The 22,742-nt window shown below is 38.6% G+C and carries 17 protein-coding genes and 2 tRNA genes; 6 read left to right on the forward strand and 13 right to left on the reverse strand.

The window, feature by feature from the left end; translation table 11 throughout:
- The 10 genes from Q8Q95_01925 to clpB all read right to left on the reverse strand — a co-directional run bounded on the left by Q8Q95_01925 (position 1) and on the right by clpB (position 17,124).
- Positions 1-690 (reverse strand): class I SAM-dependent methyltransferase, encoded by a 690-nt coding sequence (locus Q8Q95_01925; protein ID MDP3764358.1) that lies wholly within the window; start codon positions 688-690, stop codon positions 1-3.
- 17 nt (positions 691-707) lie between these two features.
- Entirely contained in the window at positions 708-2,039 is a 1,332-nt protein-coding gene (locus Q8Q95_01930) for a hypothetical protein (GenBank protein MDP3764359.1), read from the reverse strand.
- A gap of 9 nt (positions 2,040-2,048) precedes the next feature.
- Positions 2,049-3,452, reverse strand: coding sequence for an oligosaccharide flippase family protein (locus tag Q8Q95_01935; GenBank protein ID MDP3764360.1), 1,404 nt, complete (start codon positions 3,450-3,452; stop codon positions 2,049-2,051).
- Between the two features lie 4 nt (positions 3,453-3,456).
- Complete coding sequence (locus Q8Q95_01940; GenBank protein MDP3764361.1) at positions 3,457-4,548, reverse strand: glycosyltransferase family 4 protein; 1,092 nt, start codon at positions 4,546-4,548, stop codon at positions 3,457-3,459.
- Positions 4,527-5,618, reverse strand: coding sequence for a glycosyltransferase (locus tag Q8Q95_01945; GenBank protein MDP3764362.1), 1,092 nt, complete (start codon positions 5,616-5,618; stop codon positions 4,527-4,529). Before Q8Q95_01945 ends, Q8Q95_01940 begins: the two co-directional genes overlap by 22 nt.
- A 151-nt stretch (positions 5,619-5,769) precedes the next feature.
- Entirely contained in the window at positions 5,770-6,420 is a 651-nt protein-coding gene (locus Q8Q95_01950; GenBank protein ID MDP3764363.1) for a class I SAM-dependent methyltransferase, read from the reverse strand.
- 2 nt (positions 6,421-6,422) lie between these two features.
- Positions 6,423-8,642, reverse strand: a complete 2,220-nt coding sequence (locus tag Q8Q95_01955) for a glycosyltransferase family 4 protein (GenBank protein ID MDP3764364.1) — start codon at positions 8,640-8,642, stop codon at positions 6,423-6,425.
- A gap of 179 nt (positions 8,643-8,821) precedes the next feature.
- The gene (locus Q8Q95_01960; GenBank protein ID MDP3764365.1) at positions 8,822-9,610 is read right to left on the reverse strand and encodes a hypothetical protein; all 789 of its coding nucleotides are present in this window, start codon (positions 9,608-9,610) and stop codon (positions 8,822-8,824) included.
- 137 nt (positions 9,611-9,747) lie between these two features.
- Entirely contained in the window at positions 9,748-13,527 is a 3,780-nt protein-coding gene (locus Q8Q95_01965) for a peptidoglycan-binding domain-containing protein (protein MDP3764366.1), read from the reverse strand.
- 978 nt (positions 13,528-14,505) lie between these two features.
- On the reverse strand, positions 14,506-17,124 hold the full coding sequence (clpB, locus tag Q8Q95_01970) for an ATP-dependent chaperone ClpB (GenBank protein MDP3764367.1): 2,619 nt from the start codon (positions 17,122-17,124) through the stop codon (positions 14,506-14,508).
- 172 nt (positions 17,125-17,296) lie between these two features.
- On the opposite strand from clpB, the gene Q8Q95_01975 reads away from it, so the two are divergent.
- From Q8Q95_01975 to Q8Q95_01990, 4 genes are all read left to right on the forward strand, one after another.
- Positions 17,297-17,368: transfer RNA gene (locus Q8Q95_01975), tRNA-Arg, on the forward strand.
- 99 nt (positions 17,369-17,467) lie between these two features.
- Positions 17,468-17,716 carry a hypothetical protein gene (locus tag Q8Q95_01980; protein MDP3764368.1) on the forward strand — a complete coding sequence of 83 codons (249 nt, stop codon included), beginning with the start codon at positions 17,468-17,470 and terminating at the stop codon, positions 17,714-17,716.
- 93 nt (positions 17,717-17,809) lie between these two features.
- A tRNA-His gene (locus tag Q8Q95_01985) sits at positions 17,810-17,880 on the forward strand.
- An 80-nt stretch (positions 17,881-17,960) separates the two neighbouring features.
- Positions 17,961-18,437: a GNAT family N-acetyltransferase gene (locus Q8Q95_01990; GenBank protein ID MDP3764369.1), complete on the forward strand. Its 477-nt coding sequence runs from the start codon at positions 17,961-17,963 to the stop codon at positions 18,435-18,437.
- Positions 18,438-18,481: 44 nt separating this feature from the next.
- Here the strand turns inward: Q8Q95_01990 and Q8Q95_01995 are convergent, their stop codons facing one another.
- Complete coding sequence (locus Q8Q95_01995) at positions 18,482-18,937, reverse strand: hypothetical protein (GenBank protein ID MDP3764370.1); 456 nt, start codon at positions 18,935-18,937, stop codon at positions 18,482-18,484.
- A gap of 124 nt (positions 18,938-19,061) precedes the next feature.
- Between Q8Q95_01995 and murD the strand changes: the two genes are divergently transcribed.
- Entirely contained in the window at positions 19,062-20,462 is a 1,401-nt protein-coding gene (gene murD / locus Q8Q95_02000) for a UDP-N-acetylmuramoyl-L-alanine--D-glutamate ligase (GenBank protein MDP3764371.1), read from the forward strand.
- A 2-nt stretch (positions 20,463-20,464) separates the two neighbouring features.
- Positions 20,465-20,683, forward strand: a complete 219-nt coding sequence (locus Q8Q95_02005) for a hypothetical protein (protein MDP3764372.1) — start codon at positions 20,465-20,467, stop codon at positions 20,681-20,683.
- 30 nt (positions 20,684-20,713) lie between these two features.
- Here Q8Q95_02005 and Q8Q95_02010 read toward each other — a convergent pair whose 3' ends face one another.
- Both Q8Q95_02010 and nth read right to left on the reverse strand, forming a co-directional pair.
- Positions 20,714-21,937 (reverse strand): hypothetical protein, encoded by a 1,224-nt coding sequence (locus tag Q8Q95_02010; protein MDP3764373.1) that lies wholly within the window; start codon positions 21,935-21,937, stop codon positions 20,714-20,716.
- On the reverse strand, positions 21,846-22,571 hold the full coding sequence (nth, locus tag Q8Q95_02015; protein MDP3764374.1) for an endonuclease III: 726 nt from the start codon (positions 22,569-22,571) through the stop codon (positions 21,846-21,848). The genes Q8Q95_02010 and nth overlap by 92 nt, the downstream gene beginning before the upstream one ends.
- Positions 22,572-22,742: the final 171 nt, after the last annotated feature.

Genomic DNA, 22,742 nt, shown 5'->3' on the forward strand with positions numbered 1-22,742 from the left:
TCATTTTTTCCTTAAGATGTAATAAACCCAATTGCCAAACCATTTATTCTCTGGTAGAAACTTCAATCTTTTCAGCACCGGCAAACTAATTTTGGAATGGATATAACCTTCTTCAATCAACTCAAAATATTTTAGAAAAGTTTTTTCGAATATGCCGTGCGGAAAAACACTTATATGATTGTTTGTTTCATTCCATCTAGGAAACAAACCCTTTTTTAAAAAAATAAGACGGGATACAATGTGAAATATATTTGGCACAGAAAAAATAAACAAACCTTCTGGCTTTAAAATCCTGTGGATTTCTCTAATGGCATGATGCGGATTTTCTAAATGCTCAAAAACTTCCCAAGCACTTACAACATCAAAAAAACAATTATCCCACTTAAGATTCTCAAGACTTATATCCAAGTCATTAAACTCCTTTATTAATGGTTTAAAATCCGTGGCTATATAATTATCGATATCACAGGCATAAATATTTTTATAGCCACGGTCATGCACTGCCTTGAGAAAAGCTCCGGAACCTGTTCCTATATCCAACACTTTAGCCTCTTTGTTCAAAACAGTTCTTTCAAAAATACCGATATTTCTGCCTTTCAGAGCTAACAACCTTCTGTCGGGATGAATTTCAAATCTTTTTTGGATCGTTTCTTTGTCATTTTTTATTTCACTGGGATTAAAATATTTCATATATATTACAATTTATTTTAGACTAACTTTTTAAGTATAACATCGGCTAACCTTTTACCAGATTGGCCGTCCAATTTCCAGCATCTCTCTTCAATAATCTTTTTTCTCCCCGCTAAGTCTAAATTAGGGTTGGCCAAATAACGCTCCAAATATACGATCAGGCCTGCCGGTGTCTTGGCCAACTTAACCCCTTGAGTGCTTAAAATGGAACGTTGGTGATCGTAGTCGTAAAATCGACGCAAGCTTTTCCAATATGGTCTCTTCGCCTCGCCATCAAAACCTACAAAAATCACCGGTTTATTAAATACCGTAGCATCTATAGCTAAGGTTGAAGCAAAAGCCACCACTACATCGCTATGATACAGCAAATCAGCCAAATAGGCATCCTTGCCGGTAAGATCAGCTGACATAAAATCATCCCCTTTGCCAGGATTATTTATAACCAATCTTCCCGGAATTTCTTTGATGCCATCTAAATTCACACTGCCAACTATATATAATCTAAGAATGATTTGAATATCTATTGTTTCCAATGCATCAACCACTTTCTTGGTTATAGAATCTCCTTGCGTATAAATATCGCTAGGGGCGGCAAAAAAAATAGTCTTTTTGTTAGGATCCAGCGCCAGCTTTTCAAATAATAATTTTTTAGAAATTCTTTTTTCAGCAACATAGGCATCATAATGGGGTATACCCACTATAGAGACGTTATCTGGCTTGAAATCACAATATCTTACAGCTTCTTCTTTTATTTTAGGTGTATTAACCACAAGTTCATTTGTCATAACCTTATTCAAACCCTTGGTGGTTATGTTATCCCAAGAACGAACCATACCTATAACATGAACCCCTCTTCTTTGGGCTGATTGGATCATACAAACATCGCTCGGTTCAAAGATGTCGGTGGCAAAAACAAGATCCGGTTGGTATTTTTCGAAATAACGGGCAAAGGTCTCATCCCTTAAAAAAAGACGGCCCAACCAGCGTAAAAACGACCTAAAGATTTTAAATTTAGAACTTTTCGCCGCAATAAAATGCCAGCCCGAACTCAAATACTTCCCATATTTTTTGCGCTCAATAAGTCGGTGTATTCTGCGGGCGGCGGTATCCGAAGCATTCAAGAATAGTGCCGAAATAATTCGCTCCCAAAAAAAACTTGGCATCTTATCCACCCCCTCTATCTCAATGTTCCCCGCAGAAAACATTTTTTGGTAAGACGCTTTTTTTTCTTGGGGCGCAAAAATAATTATTCTTATATCCGGCTGACTGCCTAAAATTCTTAAAAAATCAGTAGCCAGAATATTTCTAGCAATCAATCCAAAAAAACTGGATACGAAAATAGTTTTCATAGGTATTATTTATGTTTTAACAAAAAAAGATCTCGCCGCCATTATAAACTGACGTCCTACTTTAGATATTATTTCCTTATCTAAACTGTCAAATTTCATTAACCCGCCCCATTTTAATTTAAATTCTGGATACTTTTTTACTAACTGGCTATAGAAAAGAACCACACGTTCAATATAAACAATCCCATAAACAACGCCCGCGCCTAAAATCCCTAAAGTGGGCAGAAAAATAAGCGAACCTAATGGTAAAATAATGACCTCGTTAAACAAACGGAGAGTTAAAATTTTGTATTCCCGTAAAATAGTTAGAGTGGTCTTAAGCAATTTATATGTACCATAGATGGGCAATACCATCAACATAATTATAACTAGGGGTAAAGCCGGGACGTAATTGGGGAAAAGCAGTGGTATCACATTGGGAATAACCACCAGGCCTAACACAAAAAGAATCGAGCCCAACCATACAGTATACTTAACCGCTTTTGTAAAAATAAAACTGGCCTGGTTTTTGTTATCTATCCTTAGCAATAAAACCTCGCCTATGCCTTGTGTGGGCATTAACTTTTCGACAAAAGCCACCAAGTTTAGAGATAATGAATAGAAAGCTACCGCCTCTACATTTATAAAAAACTTAATCAACCAGGGCATACTGTTTTTGGTCAATTGGGCCAAACCATACCTTAAGAAAATAAATCCGCCATATTTTTTTAAAATTTCAGCAAACATAGTCAATCTACGTTCAGATTTCAAACCACCGAAAAAATGTCCGTATGCCTTAATGAAAGACCATAAAGTAATCACTACCAACGCCACGGCTTCTCCTATAATATGAACAGTGACTACATTTAAGATACTTAGTGTAGAATAAAAAAACAACACAGCCAGCAACAAAAACTTAGTCACTTCTCTAATGGCTGGCGAAGCCCAATAAGAAAATATCAGCGCTGGTTTAAGCAGGGCGGTTTGGACCGACTGAAGAGTATGAATAATAATCAAAATCGCGCCTATCTTAATGATTGAGGAAATATCTTGATCATAGAATCTGGCAATAACCTCAGCACCTAAAAAGGCTACCAAAAACAAAACCAGTGCCAGAGAAATTCTAACAAAAGCGCTTTCCAGAAAAAGTTGCTTGGCTTCTTTAAGCTTGTGCGTGTTGAAATATCTGCGGATTTCAACAACAACCACATTGGCCACAATACCGGCATTGAATCCTTGTAAAATGGCTATAAACGATAGCAATAGTTGGTAAAGACCAAACTGAAAAACACTCAAACTGGATATGATAAAAAAGGAACTAGCTAAACTAAAAAAGGTGGCTAGGGCTCCATAAAAACGCCTAGTGGTTTCTACGCTCACAAAATAGCTGGACAATCTTTTGGGCTTATTATTAGGTTCCATATTTTTAGACATAGAATTAATTTTCAATAAAAACGGCTAGCTTGTTTATCAACTGTACCAAACTATGCTTTTCCACAACTAATCGGCGCATAAAAACAGTTATATTTTCTTGCTCGTTGTTTGTAATCTTAGTATAGGCAATTATTTTTTCGGCAAGGTCACCAACATTTTCTTCCTTAAAAATAACTCGATTTTTATACGCTATTGGAATTATAGCCTCCACTGTTTTATTAGAAACCAAAACCAACAAGCCACAAGCCATAGCTTCTAGTATAGTTTTATCAAAACTGCCGGTAGGGGTAAGATTAACAAAAACTCCGCTACTATTATAAACTTCTGGAGTTTTTTGATTAGATATCGCTGGCCTAAACTCAATCTTGCCCCTAGACAACAAATCCGCCGACATTTTTTTTAACTTTAATTCATATTCTTTATCAACTATAGAAGAACTGGGAGAACCGACTATCAAAACCTTAAAATCAAAACTGCGATTATCCAATATTTTGGCGGCTTCGATAAGATATTCTATTTTTTTAATGGGCGAAATCCGCCCTAAATATAATACCTGCCTGTTATTTTTTGAGATTTCCGGCATTGGCCTAAAAAAATTTGTATCTACACCCACTGGCATTAGTGAAGTTTTTTTATACTTAGCCGAAAAAGAGTAAGGCGATGTGCAAAAAACTTTATTAGAAAAAAATATGCCGACCATGGCTAACATATTACCCATGGGGTGGTTATACCATAGAAAAATTTTCTTATTCATCAGTTTCCAAAAAACACCACCTAGAACTAGATAGATTGGGTTCATATGAACTAGAACAGTATCGTATTCCTTTCTTATTGAAAAAATATATTTATAAAACCTATAAACATACTTTAACTTCCAAATAATTTCTAATTTCCAATTTCTAATTTCTAAATTTCTTTCGTCTTTACCTAAGGAAAAAACATTAATACTTTTATCCAAAGTGCTTTCGCCTTTATATAAGCAAATGATGTTGAGTTTATTTGTTTTTTTGGCCAATTCTTCCGCCCAGCGGTGATAAACACCCAAAACATCGTCGTTTTTATCTATTTTTTGAGTTATAAAAAGCAATTTTGCCATGATTGTTTAATCTTATTAAGATAATCTTCCTTCGAATTATAAAAACTTAAAAACTTTTCTTGACTCTTAAAAATTTCTAATCTTTTTTCCTTGCTTTCAACTAAAATACCTAACTGTTTTATTAACTCTCTCTTACTACCAACAGGGTATACAGACCCTATGGCAATACCCACATCTGTCATTACAACTGGCAAACCAGCACCTGTAGCTTCTATAACTGTCCTGCCATAACCTTCGTAGTTAGACGTTAATAGAAATAAGTCCGCAGTTTTATAGTATGAAGACAAATTGTTAGACCAATTTTCAAAAATCACATTAGCCCTTAGCTTATAGCTTATAGCTTTTAGCTTTTCTAATTCGGGACCATTGCCGACTACCAAAAGAAGTGCTTGTGGATATTTTTTAGCGATTTCAACCATAGCTTCTATTGCTAAACCAATATTTTTTTCTTTGGTTAACCTTGAAGCCATAAGAACTATAAACTTATTTGGATATTTTTTATGCAAATCTATATTAACTGGAGCATCTTTTATTTTTTGTGTATCTATAAAAATTGGCAAAACATCTATCCTAGCTTTTAGCTTATAGCTTTTAGCTTTTAGGGAATTTTTAATCCGTTCAGAAACAACGCGTATATTGTCAGCTCTTTTGATAATCCGCCTAGCTAAAATAACCCTGATTTTATTTTTAAAAGACCCTTTTTTAAAATATGGGCTTAAAAAATCAGTATGAACCTGCATCTGCAGGGGAACTGATTTAAAAAATTTTAAAAAACAACCAACTAAACCCAACTCAAAAGGATCCTGACAAGTGATTACACAATTTTTAATTTCTAATTTCCAATTTCTAATTATCGAGGAAGAAATTCTATAAGCATTCCAGAAATAAAAGACACCAAAACTATTTGTGGAATACAAAAAAATATTCCCAATAACTTTATTTATTTTTTGGGAGCTTTTTATTACTACGTGTAATTCTTCTACTAACTTTCCATAATCTACAATCCGAGCCAAAACTTCCGAACCTTCTTTAAAAATATTCTCGTCCGTAGACAGCATTAAAACTTTCATATTTTGTTCGTGAGCGTTAGCGAGCGACTACAAAATATAGAACCCCGCACCAAACCTGCAGAGAGAGTTTTTTGGTGCAAAGTGAAAGCCGCAGGCGTTTCGCTGTAGTATTTTTTTGATGTAAATATTCGATTGGGTTTTGGTGCTGGGGTCATTTTTCTAAAATAAAAAACAATCTAAAGTTATCCAAAACCGGCCGTACTTTTTTAACCGATTTAAAATTATTTTTTAAGATTTTCATTACTTTGCCCAACCGATAGTTATAACCGTCTATCTCCCAGTAATGTTGGCCGGAGGTTTTGAATCCGCCGAATTTTAATGGAATTCTAAAAAGAAAACCTAGAAAATTTCTTTTAAATAAGGTCCTAATGCCTGGAAATTTAAAAACAAATTCAAACCCAGTTGAACGATATGGCAAAGAAATAACAACATACTTAGAACTTACCCTGTTAATTTCCGTTAAGACCCTGTCCAATTCTTCAAAGGGGATATGCTCCAGAACCTCAAAAGCTGTAACCACGCTAAAAGACCCATCCCCAAATGGCAATTGCCGTATATCGGCCACATAGTCGGGATTAAGGCTTTTATCCAAATCGCAGGTAACCACGCTAAAACCAGCCGTTTTGAGGTAATTAGAGGCCATACCAGAGCCTACACCCACCTCTAAAATCTTGCTTTTAGCCTTATCTTCCACTAGCGAAGACACCAGATCTATTTGATAAAAATACGATATAAAACGCTCCAAACTATTATACTTGGATTTAAAATAGTGAGCTTTATTTTTTTGAGTTTTAAATTCCATTTTTAAAATAATTTTATAAGTTCATTTATTGTATTTTCTATAGAAAATTTTTGGGCTTTTATTTTGGCTTTTTCAGCAATATTTTTTCTAAAATCTTTATTATTATCCAACTTATTTATGGCGTTTAAAAATTGTGCCTTATTGTTCGGTTCCACCAATAGCCCCTCAACACCATTTTCCACAATCTCCGCCAGATTGCCGATGTTAGTGGCAATAACAGGCACGCCCAAACTCATAGCTTCCACAATTTGAAAAGAAAAACTTTCAAAAGAGGTGTTAAGCATAAATATATCGGCTTCACTAATTTTTTGCATCAATTCATCTCTTGGAATTTGGCCCAAAAGTCCCACTCGATCTTGTAATCCAAGATTTGAGACTTGAGATTTGAGATTTGCATGTTCCGGACCGTCCCCGGCAATTATAAGTTTCCATTCCGGCAAATCTTTCATCAATTCAATCAAAAAACTAAACCCCTTCCACGGCACCAACCTTCCTGCAGAGATAATAGTTTTTGGAGTTTGAAATTTAGAGTTTGAGGTTTGTTTCGGATTTCGGATTTCGGATTTCGGATTTTCTAATTTAATGCCATTATATATCGTAACCACCCTATCTTTATTCTGGACCCATCCTCTCACCAAATCGCGAAAATAATTGCTAGGGGTAATAACAATATCAGCACTGCCAACCACAAACTTTTGAATACTTCTTAAAAATTCTATTTTCCACCCATATTTTTTATTTTGAAAAATGTCTATTCCCTCTTTTACTCCAAAACGCTGTACAGATTGTTCCCAAACATAATCCCCTGGCACTCTGATTATAAATTTCCTGCCAGACAATTTGGTAGCGAGCATTGACGGCAAGCCAACACTGATAGTATCTTGAGCCAAAACAAAATCATGTTGCCAACACAAACGTAAAACTTTAAAAAAATAAAATAAATGACGAACCCCTTTGGGCCAATTTCTTACGACCCTAAAGGGTAACACGGATACACTAATACCTCGCTTAGGTAACTCTTTTTCAAGTAAAACAGCATACGTGGCCGGCCCGCCGATTTCGGGCGGATAAATACCTGTCGCTAATAGTAACTTTTTTTTAGGCATTTTCTCCATAATTTGCTTCATTCTTACCGATATATTTTCCCACGAATAATTTTCTTCAACAGTTTTTCTACCATTCTCCGACAACTCGTGAGATAATTCCGCATCGTTTAGTATTGTGGTTATTTTTTTAGATAAATCATCTGGATCGTCAACTTGGCAAAATAATCCGTTAACATTATTGATCAAAAAATCAGGTATGCCTCCAACTTCAGTGCCAATAACCGGCAAACCGGCCGCCATAGCTTCTAAAAAAGAATTGCCTAGTCCCTCTGATCTGGAGGGGCGTACAAAAAGATCTGCTTGGTAAAGATACTTCGGAATCAGATCAGGATCAACATGCCCGACGAATTTTACTTGATCAACAATACCTAAATCCTTAGTTAACTTCTCTAAATTTGACCTATCTGGACCATCGCCGACAATTAGTAATTGATAATTAGTAATTGGTAATTGGGCGCAAGCCCTAATAAGAATATCTACCCCATTTTTATAAACCAATCGCGAAGTGGTAATAATTATTTTGACATTTGGATTTTTAGTTTTATTTAGAAATTGGGAATTAGAAATTAGAAATTTGGAAAGATCTACTCCATTCGGCACTACTTCCACCGGACAAATCGCACCGTACCGATGCGCAAAATCAGCCAAATATTTGCTTATGGTTTGAATATAATCCGCTTTTTTAAATATTTGCTTCCATAATGGATAAAATATTCCCACCCTTTTTAATATATGTTTTTCTGAATCGCCTTCTTGCAAAGTTAGCAAGAACGGAACTCTGGGGTTAAATAATTTAAAAAACAAAGCGCCAAAACCAGCATAAGCCGCCATAATAGACCAGATCAGTTTATATTTTTTCTCGCGATGCAATCTGCGGGCCAAAAAAAATGCTTTAGCCGGAAAAAGTGATTTACCGCCCTTAACTCTATAAACACTAACATTACCTATGACTTCATGATCCGCATGACTTCTATCAAACCGCAAAGTTATTAAGTCAAAATCAAAAGAATCACCCAAACGATCGGTGATTTCTTTTATGGCAATTTCAGCTCCGCCTACTAAGGGAAAGTAAGCTAGAGAAAAGATTAAAATACGAGGTTTTTTGGCATTATCCATACTAATAATGTAACCCATTACAGCAAGATAATATAACACTAACAAATTCTAAGCACTAAACTATAAATCCTAAACAAATTACAATACCCAAAACCCCAAACTGTTTTAAATTTGGTAAATTGGAATTTAGAATTTGTTTAGAAATTAGTAATTAGAAATTAGAAATTTAAGTTAAAGTATTACTTTAACTTATCTATTTCATCCTGTATACCTGTTTGATCGGGCGATATTTTAAGCACTTCTTGGTAATATTTTAAAGCATTGGTTTTATCACCAGTATCTCTATAATAAGTAGCCAAACTTAATACCAAATTAATATCTTTGATTATACTTATACCTTCCAGTAAAACTTTGGGCGCTTCTGACTTTTTAGCTGTATAAACATTTTTATAAAAATCAGCTAAACCCAAATAATAACCTACTTGGTAAGGATCATTGGTAATGGCTTTTTTAAAGTTTAGTTCGGCCTTGGCATTATCATGCAAATAAAATCCATAGAGGTTGCCCAAATTGGCAAAAGAAAGCGCATTGGCCGGATATAAAACCCCAGCATATTCCCAAGCATCGCGCGTGCCTTCAAAATCGTTAAAAAACTTTTTTATAACCCCGACCGCAATCCAATCATCCACACCGGCATTTCCCATGGGCTTCGCAGTTAAGACCGCGGCCAGAACTTTCAAATCGCCACGTTTCTTTTCTATGGCGCCACCGCCTGGATCGCTAAAACCTTGACCAAAAATAACTTCGTTTAGCGGACGGCCGGTATATTTTGGAATTTCATTTATAGGTTTACCCAAAAAAGGGCTGGGTTCGTTGATTGGAGTTTCTTTTATAATAGCATCGAAATTGTTGGAGTCTTGAGATGGTTGAAACGGTATTTCATCGCTTTTAAAAATATAATTGGCCACAATAATACCGACTAGGGCCAAAACAACAGCCAAAATTATTAACAATTTTTTATTCAGCATAAACATAACAAGATAGAATAATAACCGAACTTTTAATAAAAAACAACCCCCTCACTCAATTTGAGTGAGGGGGTTACTAGTTTCTCTTCCGATCCGCCAGCTGGCGGATCGGAAGGCACAAGTAAACTAGATTTAACTTACTGCGTCAAGGTTAGAGTCTCGGTCACACCGCCGTCAGTGTTGGAGAGACCGGACACCAAGAAACCGTTGAACCAATCGTAGGAGCTAACTGATTGGGCAGTGTTAGTGGAATTACCAGACCAAATGAAATCATTGTCCGGCCAAGCATCCACATTAGCCGCCGTGGTAGCAAAGACATAACGACCAGTCGTGTAATTATCACCACTGCAGGTTATATCACCACCGCATACTTCAATATCAACACTATCATCAGCATATTCGCCATTATTCAGTGAAGCAAACTGGGCATCGCTCTGCATCTTAGCCACAATTGAAGGTGTGGAACTCGCACCAGTAACATCGGCTTTCAACACAAAGTATCTGGTTTCTCCCGCCGGAATCGCAACCGCTTCAGCGGTAGCACTGGTTGGGTTGGCGGGGTTAAAGGTTATGCTGACAATCTGCTCGTTAGATCCACCCGCCGTGGTGCTGGCTATAGTAGAGAAGTCGGAAATACCAGTACCGTTAAGTAAACCACTGTTGTTGGTGTTGCCACAGGCAGGCACACTGAAACTGGCATCGCTATAACAGAACACTTGGTAGTTGGTCACCCGATAGTCAGACACAGGCGGATCTTCTGTATTAGGACCTTCGGGGAACTCCTGCAGATAACCGCTGACCGAAGTGGACACCGAGAAGGTAAACTTGTACAAGCTAATGCCGTTAGTGCTAGCCGGAGACAAAATCTTAAACCGGTACAAGCTTTGCTCCGATAGGTTGGAAAACTTAGTGTTGGTTAAAGCCACTCTTTCCACTGTGGGAACAGCTTTGGCAATTCTAGCGCCGTTAGAAGCCGTGTCAGATCCGCCAGAATAAAGAGCAGTACCGGAAGATGCGCCTGTACCCTTCAATCCAAGATTAGTTTCATCATCCGATGACGCAGCATCATGTTGCACCATAATCAAGTGCCCCGGGAAAGCACTGGTAACTGTACCAACAGTGCCAATATCACCTTTAACGGTTATAAGCATCTGGGTGTCTTTAGTAATGGTTAAATCAGCATCAGTAGCACCAAAACTAGTGCTAAAGGTGGTAGTAGCATAATCACTGCTAGTAAATGTGGCCTCACCGATTTTCTTAGCGCCACTCCACAAAGTAACCTTGCTGATATCCGAAGGCGTATTGGAAGCCATAGTATCATTTGCATCCGTTGAAGAAGCAATCTGAAGACCCATTCTTTCTAGTTTTATATCCTCGTAAGTAGCATTGACTCTTAATACAGCCAGAGTTTGATCAGTCGCGCCAGCTTGCACCCATTTTAGAGCTGGGCTGGAAGAATCCAAAACTACCGATACCGAACCGCCACTACGCAAGGTCATAGCCTGTCCGTTAGCCGTGGAAAGGGTTTCTGTAACTGCTTGACCCGATGTTTGGCCGGTAGAAGTTATACTGCCTGCCGCACTGGTTACACCCAAACTAAATGTGGTTGTGCCCGCTGTAGCTTCCGCATCCACATTGCCTTTAACATCGCACTTTAAGGCAATCGTCTTGACCGAACCTTTGGGCGTAATTAAACCGCTGTCCAAGTTGAAGGTAAGATCATCACCCGTGGTTACGCTGTTAGCCGGGCTATTGGTATTACCACCTGTGGTCAGTGAGGTGTCACCGTCAAACAAGGCGCAACTCTGTAACTGGTCAAATGTATTGGCCGTACCGGTAACTCTCGTCTTAAACAAGGTGGTGCGAATATCTTCGCCCGAAGCCGAAGCGTCAAAAACATAGTTGGCAAAAACGAAAGATTTGGAACCGGTAACTATATTTTGAGCTGATGGGGTCGGGGATACAGTTACTGTAAGCGCCGCCGCTTTCACTGTCATGGTATTTAAGGTAACAGCGCTAGCCGGACCGGGCGTAATGGAATTACCTGTAGTCTTGCCTCTGACAGTGCTCCAGTCGGAACTGGGTGTGGTGGAAGCCGACACTGTGTCGTTGCTCAAGAAATCCGTACCCATCTTACCCTTAATGGTGTAAGTGTTGGTGCCGATAGGGAAAGTAACCGTGTCGGTAAACTGAATACCGTTATTACCGCCAGCTACACCGTCTACCGGACCCGCCACTGTATTGCCGTTGCCATCCACCAAAGTAATACTGGTAATGTCAACAGAATCAATAGCGCCTCCCACGCCAGCCGATTCAACCGTGGAAACATCAAAGTTCATGGATGCTACAGAAATTTCTTCGCCTTTTATTTCTACATCAAACCCGCCCAAAATCTGGTTGGAAAGATTAACCGCAACATTTTGCGCGGCTACCTTGCTAGATTTGGTTACGTTAATAGTGCCGTTGGAAATCGTAACTTCATAGCCATCATAGTTAGGATTAGCATCTTGGAAAGTGCCGTCATCATCCGTAGCTGAATCAGCAGAGTTACTGGCTGTTGGCAAAATGTCATAACCGTAAACATTGCCAGCAACTTTAATATCAGCATATCTGTAAAGATCAAAGTCTACACCGCGACCGGAACCGCTAATAATATCGCCCTTAATGTAGATGTCTTTGAACTCACCCTTAGCTAATTTCAAACCGGCATCGCCGAATTTAGCTGTAAAATACTTACCATCGCTGGAAACAGTATGGTCGTAGCAATCACCGCCATCAATACAGGTTTTAACATTGGTTAAGTCGCCTGTAGCGGCTGAACCGGATTGATTCCATCTTATGGATTTAACTGTCATATCTTCCGATGAACCTGCCGAGAGTTTAATGGAAGCAAAAGTATAATTGGTCAAACCAACTTCTTTAGTGGGACTGGAACCGGGTTCTCGTGCACCTGTGGTCAAAGTCAAAGTGCCCACTGCTAGGGTAGAGTTAATCGTCATACCGTTACCAACGATTGGTAAAGTGCCATTAACCGTGGCCGAACCGGCATCCACCGCGATCAAACTTAAAGTGGCAATTTGGCCAGCATAAGCGTCTTGGTTGTTGTCGGAATCGCCGGCAAGGCTCATACCTCGCGTGGTGCCAGCTTTAACCACAAAGGGTTCGTTCAAAACAGCTTGGTGGTTGGAATTTAGTGTTTTGGAAGTACCGATTCTGGTGCCTGTTTCATCCAAAAGGATCAAACCGCTAAAGACTGCGTCTTGGGCTTGTCCAGTTCTTTCAATCGTTACCGATTTAACCGTAACATCGCCATCCGAAGAAGCTGTAAAGTTAATCTTGGTGAAGGGTCGGGAAGCAAAGCTTTCACCGAAAAGACCCGCCGCCGCCGTATCACTTGCCAAAGCTACTGTTAAACCGCTACCCGCCGCGACTGGTGCGGTTGGCGTGGTTGCAGAAGGCGTGGTTGGCGTAACAGCAACAGAACCAGCCATAGAAGAATATTTAGCCCTTGAAATCGTACCAAAATAACCTGCGGCTGGGCTAACACCATTGGCAGATTGCCAAGATGCCACTGCGGCTTTGGTTACATTGCCAAAGTAACCCGTAGCAGTAGCACTAAAATTCCCCATGGATTTTAAATAGTTTTGTAAGCACGTAACATCATCTCCGCGCGCGCCTACAGTTAATGCTCTAGTAAACGTACAGGCAGTTGCGCCAGCCGAACTAGAACCGCCCTGCAAAGCGATCAACTGTGCCTGAAGAGCTTGGATTTGCGACAGTAAAAGCGCAATCGTCTCCGCAGTTGTAGCTGCGCCAGCAGTAGGAACGCCTACGAGCCAAGCAAAAGTTGTTACCATCAAACCGAAAGAAACAACTTTGCTAGCGAGCTCACGGCGCTTGCTAGTAAAATAACTCATTTGTTTTTCTCCTTTTTTGATCTAAATGCGCCCAGACACCCCTGTAAAGAAGTCTCTAAACATATTTAAATCTCTTAATTAATTTCTAAAACTACTTATAAATCAAATTTAATAACTAATAATCGGAGCCAAGTCATTTTCCCAAAAGGGAACCGACCTAACTTTCGAAACTCCATAAAACCAAAACTTAATTGGGATATAGAGCGATCTTTCAAAACTGAATAATAAATCTTTAAGAATTTCTGTATATCAGATAGATATTCAATTGTTAAAGGGCTTGGCCTTTCAACGTTGCTCATTCATCACAATCCTTAATCCGCAACCATTTATTACTTCCGTTACATCTTTTTTCTTGGTTGAGAATTAAGAACCACGATATTTTTTAAAACTGCTTTCTAAAAACAACAAAACAGCCTTTTTAATTGGCCCTGAAATATTTATTTGGAAAATTCATAGGTTACGCTCATTTAGCTTACCTGAAAGTATTTTACGCATCTAGCCCCTCTGTGTCAATAATTTATTTTAATTGAAGACAGTTTGATTTTTGTGTCAAAATGCGTTGCTTTACTAACAGGGTAAACCCCGTAAGACAACTTTGACCATTAAACCTAGTCGCCGACTAATCTAGTTAAGTGCCTTAACAATCAAATTGCTTTTGGAACAAATACCCTATTTAACCATCGGTTTAATGAAAGGCGACTGTCAAAGTTGCTCTACGGGGTAAACAAAACGACATCAAGTCTCCGAACCGCTGGCTAAACAGGAAACCCTGAACTTGTGTTAAAGACATTATACCATAAAGAAAATCGTGTCCAGCTTATGCCAACTGTGGAAAAAATAAGCTCCAGTGGAAAAAACCAAATGGCGTAAAACCTATATAATTTCAGAGTACTATGTCTAAACAATACTAACATACAAAGCAAAACCTTAAAACAACCTTGTTGTGGAAATCCCCCGACGCAAGGTCGGGGGATTATTTTATCTGATTGATATTTCTTCTTTGTTGTTTATATCGGCTTTAAAACTTTTATCCACTTTAGCCATGTCCTTAAATTCTAAAAGTTTTTGGGCTAGGGGATTAAGAATTAAAGTTTGGATCAACCTTTTTAATGGCCTCGCGCCATATATAGGATCAAATCCTCTTTTAGCTATATGTTCCCTAAGTTCAGCCGAAACTTTTAGCTTGATACCTTTATGGACTAGTCTCTTTTTAACTTCCTCAAGTCTTAAATCTATAATCTTCTCTATTTCTTCCTGGCCTAGGGCTTTAAATATTATTATCTCGTCTAGCCTATTTAAAAACTCTGGCCTAAAATGTTTTTTTAGAGTTTCCATTATTTTAGCCTCTACTTCTTTAACTTCGTTTTCTTCGGCCTTACCATCGTTATGAGAAAAACCAAGCCCGTGATATTCGTTAACAATTTCCGTACCCAAATTAGACGTCATTATAATAACAGTGTTTTTAAAGTTAACTTTTCTGCCTTTAGCATCGGTTAAATGGCCATCATCCAAAACTTGAAGCAAAGTATTAAACACTTCCGGATGAGCTTTTTCTATTTCATCAAAAAGAATAACGCTATATGGCTTTTTGCGAACTTTTTCGGTTAATTGCCCGCCTTCTTCATAGCCCACGTAGCCTGGCGGTGAGCCGACAAGCCTGCTCACGGCGTGTCGTTCCATATATTCCGACATATCCACTCTAATTAAAGAATTGGCATCATTAAACATAAATTCAGCGAGGGCCTTCGCTAATTCTGTTTTACCCACACCCGTTGGACCTAAAAATATAAACGAACCGATCGGTTTTGTGCTTTCGTTTAAACCGGTTCTGGCTCTTCTAATGGCATTAGCTATGGCTTCTACGGCTTTTCTTTGGCCAACAACTCGTTTAGCCAATTCTTCTTCCATACGGGTGAGTTTTTTAGATTCTTCTTCTAAAAGACGGCTCGTGGGAATACCGGTCCAACGGCTCACCACTTCGGCAATATCGTCTTCGCCTACTTCTTCTTTTAACAACCTATTTGTTTTTTCTAGTTCGCCAAATTTTTGAGAAGAATCTTTAACAGTTTTTTCTAGAGCCGGAATTTCCGAATATCTAATTTCGGCCACGCGCTCTAATTTGCCTTCGCGCTCCGCGATTTCAGCCTCCCCTTTTAAGCGTTCAATTTCTTTTTGAGATTGGCGCATCTTGGTGATAAGTTCTTTTTCGCGCAACCACTGTGCTTCCAAAACTTGGAATTTTTCTTTTAGGTTAGCTAATTCGTGTTTTATTTTCTTTTGCTTGTCGTTTGTACCCTTTTCTTTTTTTAGCGCCTCTTTTTCTATCTCCAATCTACGCAATTCGCGCGTTAACATATCCAATTCATCTGGCATAGAATCTATTTCCATACGCAAAGCCGAGGTAGCTTCGTCTATTAAATCCACCGCTTTATCTGGTAAAAAACGGTCCGAGATGTAGCGTTGCGATAATTCTACCGCCGCCACAATAGCCACATCGGTTATACGCACACCGTGATGCACTTCGTATTTTTCTTTAATACCGCGCAAAATTGCTATAGCGTCTTCTTCGGAAGGCTCGCTAACTATTATAGGTTGGAATCTTCTTTCAAAGGCGGGATCTTTTTCTATATACTTTTGATATTCCTTTAAAGTGGTAGCTCCAATGGCGTGAAGTTCTCCGCGGGCCAAGGGCGGTTTTAATAAATTAGAAGCATCTACGGCGCCTTCGGCGCCGCCCGCGCCCACAAGGGTATGCAATTCGTCTATAAATAAAACTATCTTGCCTTCAGCCCGATTTACTTCTTTTAATATGGCTTTTAATCTTTCTTCAAATTCACCGCGAAACTTTGTGCCAGCCACAAGAGAACCAATATCTAAAGCCACAACTTCTCTGTCTTTTAAACTTTCGGGCACATCGCCCGAAACAATTCTTTGAGCCAAACCCTCTACTATGGCAGTTTTACCCACACCAGCTTCACCAATTAAAACTGGATTATTTTTAGTTCGGCGCGATAAAACTTGCATCACGCGCCTAATTTCGGCATCTCGGCCAATAACTGGATCCAATTTTTCGCGCCGAGCCAAATCGGTTAAATTGCGCGTATATTTTTCTAAAGCTTGGTAAGTTTGCTCGGGTTCGGGTGAGGTCACTTTTTCTTCGCCCCTTATTTCTTTTAAGGCGCGCAATATATGATCGCTCTTGACGCCGCCGTCTTCTAAAATTTGCTTGCCGCGCGAAGGCACGCTTAGCAAAGCTAAAAGCAAATGTTCGGTGGAAACATATTCATCTTTAAACTTAGCCGCTTCTTTTTGCGCTTGTTCAATTATTAAAGCCAGATCCTGGCTTAAAAAAAGTTGTGAAATTCCCCCGCCAATAACTTTGGGCAGCTTATTTAATTCTTGTTCAAGAACTTTTTCTATAGCCGAAACATCTACCTCTATTTTTCTTAAAATGGTAGAAACCAAACCTTCTTCCTGCCTTAACAGCGCCAAAAGCAAATGCAGAGAATTAATTTGTTCTCCGCCTTTTTCTTGAGCTAAAAAATGGGCTTTTTGAAAGGCTTCTTGGGCTTTAGTGGTAAAATTACCAAAGTTCATATGGGCTAGCTTGTTAGATTTTAGGATGTTAGGATATTAGTAATGCAAACTGGGGATTTAATACTCATTTTTTTCCTAATGCCTAGTATCTAACTCCTAACTCCCTAGTTAATTATCACTCTAACTATCTAAGTGATAATAGCATAACAATCCTAGAAATTGTAGTCAACCAGCCCTTGTAGTTCAATGGATAGAACAGGACTCTTCTAAGGTCTTGATGGGGGTTCGATTCCCTCCAGGGGCACATATCAATTTTAACATTTTTTAAAGGTCGATTTATAATAATTAATTCGTGTTTCATTCGTATCATTCGAATGAATTCGTATATTAGTATTACATAAACATGAAACCTATCGGAAAAATAACCCACTACTACAACAAAGCCGGTGTCGCCATAGTTGAGCTTTCGGACACCCTAAAAGTTGGCGATAAAATTAAATTGGCAGGCGGTAAAACCGAATTTGATCAAACCGTAGAAGAAATGCAAGTGGATCATCAGTCAGTTTCTGTGGCCAAAGCCGGAGACATTGTTGGCATTAAGGTAAGCCAAAAAGTTCGTGAAGGCGCTTTAGTTTCTAAACTGGAAGAATAGTTTATTCGTCTTATGTGTCCTATTTGACCTATTAAAATCAGGTTGAGTTTTTGTCTATAAAGCTATAAGCTATAGGCTGTAAGCTATTTTATGGAGGCATTGGTGTAGTGGTAACACGGCAGGTTGTGGACCTGTTGTCATGGGTTCGAATCCCATATGCCTCCCATTCCCTTTTTCCCCTTTCTTTCCTCTTTTCACCCATTTCATCCCATTATTGGACTTATTAGTCCTATTCGACTTACTTATGGAACTCACTATCCGCAAAGCCACACTCGACGACCTCGCCGAAATTTCCAAACTAAATTTGGAACTTTTTAATGTTCAACATAAATTTGACCCGACCGCCAACTTAAACTGGACCATGAGCCCAGACGGCCAAGAATATTTTAAAACAAGAATATCCGCAGAAGATAGCTTTACAGAAGTAGCCGAAGACAAATCTGGCCAACTTGTAGGCTATATTTTTGGAGCAATTTTTAAACGCCAACCGTGGAGGGTGGAAGGAAAATATGCGGAACTGGAAAGTATTTATATAAAACCAGAACACCAAGTCGCTGGACTAGGCGCAAAATTAACGTCTGATTTTATAAACTGGTGCCGCCAAAATAAAGTTAACTATATTTCTGTTATACCAACATCAAAAAATGAAAAAGCTATTAAATTTTACAGAAAACTAGGCTTTTCCGATTACGATCTAGTAATGCAATTAAAATTGGATTAAAAAACTCCCGACTTTTCGTCGGGAGTTTTACTACTCACTCATTTTTATTGACTTAACCTATCCACACATTTGGCGAAACCTCGTCTGATTTTGATATCAACAAAACCAACCATAGAAACTACGCAAAGTAACGGGAAGGTATCCATCTTAAGTTCCAATACTCTAATCAAGTACTGAATATTTTTATATCTCAAATTCCTATTTTTAGAACCCTTTCTAATACCCTTCAAAATTGCAAATTTAATGGCTTCGACTAAATTGATTAAAGAGTTTTCGTTTATTCTCCTAAAGAAGCTCACTATTTCAACCAAAGTACCAAATCCACTCTTTTGAGAAAAGCCTAACAAAGAATCAGCTCTTATAGACTCCATCGCCAAGTCATCTATCAAGACTATCCATTCCTTTTTGTCTAGGGATTCTAGAAAAGAAATGAAACTTTCAGAAGAATGAACATGGCTAGAATCTTTCGGCAACTTCCTTTGATAAAGAGGCTTATTCATTTCAAAATTCTCCTTTTTTAGATTGGAACATTATTTAAAGGATCTTGTGAGACTATATAATATTATAAAAAATAAGTAAATAGTAAAATTTGCCCACAAAATCTATGTCATTTATAGTGTATCAATGCCTCCTTCCGAATATATCAAAAACAAAAAAGTGCTGATTATGGGTTTAGGTCTTTTGGGTGGTGGAATTGCCACAACTAAGTGGCTAGTTAAACATGGCGCCAAAGTTACGGTAACCGATTTAAAATCGCGCGCTGATTTAGCTGGTTCCATTAAAGCGCTTGGTCCAGCGATAAAAAAAGTAAAACTGGTTTTAGGCAAACACAACGAATCCGATTTTAAAAATAACCAAATTATAGTTGTTAATCCCGCAGTGCCTAAAGAAAGCCCCTTTTTAAAAATCGCGCGCGAAGCGGGTGTCACTTTAGAAAACGAAGCCACGCTTTTTTTTAATCTTTGTTCTAGCCCAATTATTGCCGTAACAGGTACGCGGGGAAAAACCACCACAGTTAATTGGATTCTTCACTTTTTAAATCAAAAATATCCAAATTCTGTTTTAACCGGAAACTCTTCCGATAGTCCAATGCTTGGTGTTTTAGATGGTTTAGATGGCCAAAGCCCAGTGGTGGTTGAGTTATCCTCGTGGCACTTGGAACTTTTGCCTGTCTCTAAAAAATCTCCTCACATTTCCGTTATTACCAACATCTACCCCGATCACCTGAATCGTTATAAGAATTTGACGGCATACGCCCAAGCCAAAGCCAATATTTTTAAACATCAAACTAAAAATGATTTTTTGATCTTGAATAAAAAAAATCCTTGGACCAAATTCTTCTTAAAACAATCCGCCAGTTGGCGGACCAAAAGCAAAATCATTTACTCCAGCATTGTTAAACCTCCAGGGTTTAACAAATCTTTTGTTCAACACTTAGTGTTGAACATGGGAGAACATAATTTGCAAAATCTTGTGATCGCAGCTCTGGCCGCTAACTTAGCTGGCGTGGATTGGAACTTGATAAAAAAAGCCGTAAAAACCCTGCCTCAAATAAAATTTAGGCAAGAAATTATCTATCAAAAAGATGGCTTGACGATTGTAAACGACACCACCGCCACCTCGCCCGATGCCACCATCGCCGCTTTAAACAGATTCGCCTATCGAGGTTCAACCTCGATAGTATTGATAACCGGCGGCACTAGTAAAAATTTAGAATTTAATCCGCCAGTTGGCGGATGGGCTCGCGCTGTTAAAAAACACATAAAACCAGCCAATCTTTTCCTTTTAGATGGTTCGGCTACTAAAAAAATGTTGGACTCGCTTGGCGAAAAATATTTTAAAAAATCTAGACCCCAGCTCTATCTAGATTTTAATATTCTTTTGACTTCGGCCTTAAAACATGCGAAATTAATAAAAGGTAAAAAGGTATTACTGTTTTCACCCTCGGCCGCTTCGTTTGAAAAATTCAAAAACGAATTCGACCGTGGAGAGCGGTTCAACCAGTTCTTTAAAGAAAGGAGTTAAATGTGGATATTCTGGAACAAGCCTATTTTATTGCCGTACCAAATTCAAAACCTCTGCCTCCTGATACATCGCCAACAAAACTTGCCGAGCTGGCTATCGAAAGTCTAGCGGGTTCAAGAGTACATCCCATCGGTATGATCGCAGAGTGTCGACAAAGAATTCTGGATGACCCTAAAGTCAACCCAGAAATACGGGATCTTGCAGATGAAATGCTCCGATAAACCGGAACCACCGCCGAAGGCGGTGGTTTTTTAATACGAAAACGAATCTACCAATAACCCGTTAGAATCATACAAATATAAAGTATCGTCTAAATCGTCTAAAATTTCGTGATTACGGCCCAAATAAACTTTCCATTTGCCCAAATAAAAACTAGCTCGATTTTTAGACCTATCTACGCAGGCTTGATAGTTATAATTCTTAGTAATAAATTCCCGGCACGAAGGTTCGTTAATAAAACTAAAATATTCTAACTTTGGCTCCCTACAAGAATTTAGGCCTTCCAGATATCTTCGGCAAGAAATACTGTAACTATTGTAATCCGACGGGCTGGGCAAATTACACCTGCCCCCGCCAGATAAAGAATCATAACTTTCAAAGGCGCTCGCCATATAGCCATCGCAAGAATTCTCCTGAAAATTTACGCCCAACGGGCTTCTCTTGCCCACATAAATATCGGCAATGTTTCCCTTATTTAAAACAATGTTATCTGTGGCGTTTAGATCTCGGGCGTTAAACACCCTTGAAGCTTTCGGAATTTCAAACGAATTGTTAAAACGTTTTGTTTTTAAAAACCACCCCGTAATATTAACCCCTAAATCGCTAGCCCGATTAACTATAGATATTTTTTCGTAGTGAGGCTTGCCGGCAGAGCCTCTATAATTAACGTTGTTAATTTTAATTTTTCCAAAATAGTTAGAAACATTCACCAAAAAAGTCCTAGCGGCGGCGGTATTATCAAATTCACCTTTAGAGTTTTTAGCCCGCGCCAAAAGCGTATAGGTTTTTTTACCGGAGGGCAGATTATAAGAAACTTTGCCGTTAACCGCCCGCCAACCCGTATCGTAGCCAATAAGCCACACCTCAAAACGAGTGGTTTTTTCAAATGGCAAAACCTGCCAGCCATCTAAAACAAAATCAACTTTAGTATTTTGGATAACGCCATTTTGTTCTGGTCCGCCTAAAATAACGGTTTCCATCGGGCTAAAAAATATGCCCGTTTTTACAGATTGCAATTGATTTTGCCGAGTTTGCGGTAAAAATACCGAAACCTTGCTTCTTACTCTTTTTTTAATATCGCTGACCTTGCCGGCTTCGGCTGGTATGCCCACAGCCAAAACCAAAAGACAAACCACGAGCAAAATAACTCGCTTGTTAAAAATTTTACTTGCCCTTCGTAGCCTTGCCGCGCCCTTGCGAAGCCTTGTGCGAAGGAGGGGCGTAGGAGGGTTTGATTTTATAAAGTTCGCATTCACACTTTTTATGCCGTGCTGGGCAAACAGCGCGACCATAGTTTATTATTCTATAAGTATAACTAAACCATTCGTTTTTAGGAATTATTTGCATTAAGTCTTTTTCTATTTTGACTGGATTGGATTCCTTTGTGAATCCAAGTTTTTGATTTATACGTATCATATGCGTATCCACAGCTATACCATCAACAACATTGTAGGCATTCCCCAAAACCACGTTAGCGGTTTTTCGGGCTACCCCGGGCAAGGTGAGAATTTCTAGCATTGTATTTGGAACTTTGCCACCAAATTTAGATTCAACAAGCTTAACCGCGCCAAGTATATTTTTAGTTTTGGCGCGATAAAAACCGCACGAATGAATTAGTTTTTCTAGTTGCGTTTGAGTTAGTTTGGAAAAATCCTTAGTGGTTTTATATTTCTTAAATATATTTTCTGTAACTTGGTTTACTTTTTTATCTGTGCATTGCGCCGAAAGAATAACTGCCACCAAAAGTTGAACAGGATTTTCAAAATTTAAGGCAATTTTAGCTTCGGGAAATTTATTCTTTAAAAATTTTATAACCTTAAGCGCCCGTTTTTTCTTTTCTAAAAGCGATTCGGTTTTTGTAAAATCTTGTGCAAATTGTCTAAAACTCATATAGATACTATAGCAAAATTTAAAGTGGATAACCCGTCTTGCTTTGGTATATTACAGGACTATAATAAAAGTGAACTTGGTGGTTGGTTCCGATGAAAAGTCGGAATACAGGATTTTAAAAGTTTTAGCTCAAAATTATTTGTTCAAGGGATTCCTAAATTGCGACTGCGT

This window comes from bacterium (genome assembly GCA_030697795.1).
Lineage (GTDB): Bacteria > Patescibacteriota > Minisyncoccia > JACQLN01 > JACQLN01 > JACQLN01.

Excerpts from the sequence above, each read along its gene's own strand:
- Q8Q95_01925 (MDP3764358.1), bottom strand. The coding sequence starts at position 690 with ATGAAATATTTTAATCCCAGTGAAATAAAAAATGACAAAGAAACGATC.
- Q8Q95_01930 (MDP3764359.1), bottom strand. The coding sequence starts at position 2,039 with ATGAAAACTATTTTCGTATCCAGTTTTTTTGGATTGATTGCTAGAAAT.
- Q8Q95_01935 (MDP3764360.1), bottom strand. The coding sequence starts at position 3,452 with ATGTCTAAAAATATGGAACCTAATAATAAGCCCAAAAGATTGTCCAGC.
- Q8Q95_01940 (MDP3764361.1), bottom strand. The coding sequence starts at position 4,548 with ATGGCAAAATTGCTTTTTATAACTCAAAAAATAGATAAAAACGACGAT.
- Q8Q95_01945 (MDP3764362.1), bottom strand. The coding sequence starts at position 5,618 with ATGAAAGTTTTAATGCTGTCTACGGACGAGAATATTTTTAAAGAAGGT.
- Q8Q95_01950 (MDP3764363.1), bottom strand. The coding sequence starts at position 6,420 with ATGGAATTTAAAACTCAAAAAAATAAAGCTCACTATTTTAAATCCAAG.
- Q8Q95_01955 (MDP3764364.1), bottom strand. The coding sequence starts at position 8,642 with ATGGATAATGCCAAAAAACCTCGTATTTTAATCTTTTCTCTAGCTTAC.
- Q8Q95_01960 (MDP3764365.1), bottom strand. The coding sequence starts at position 9,610 with ATGCTGAATAAAAAATTGTTAATAATTTTGGCTGTTGTTTTGGCCCTA.
- Q8Q95_01965 (MDP3764366.1), bottom strand. The coding sequence starts at position 13,527 with ATGAGTTATTTTACTAGCAAGCGCCGTGAGCTCGCTAGCAAAGTTGTT.
- clpB (MDP3764367.1), bottom strand. The coding sequence starts at position 17,124 with ATGAACTTTGGTAATTTTACCACTAAAGCCCAAGAAGCCTTTCAAAAA.
- Q8Q95_01980 (MDP3764368.1), top strand. The coding sequence starts at position 17,468 with ATGAAACCTATCGGAAAAATAACCCACTACTACAACAAAGCCGGTGTC.
- Q8Q95_01990 (MDP3764369.1), top strand. The coding sequence starts at position 17,961 with ATGGAACTCACTATCCGCAAAGCCACACTCGACGACCTCGCCGAAATT.
- Q8Q95_01995 (MDP3764370.1), bottom strand. The coding sequence starts at position 18,937 with ATGAATAAGCCTCTTTATCAAAGGAAGTTGCCGAAAGATTCTAGCCAT.
- murD (MDP3764371.1), top strand. The coding sequence starts at position 19,062 with ATGCCTCCTTCCGAATATATCAAAAACAAAAAAGTGCTGATTATGGGT.
- nth (MDP3764374.1), bottom strand. The coding sequence starts at position 22,571 with ATGAGTTTTAGACAATTTGCACAAGATTTTACAAAAACCGAATCGCTT.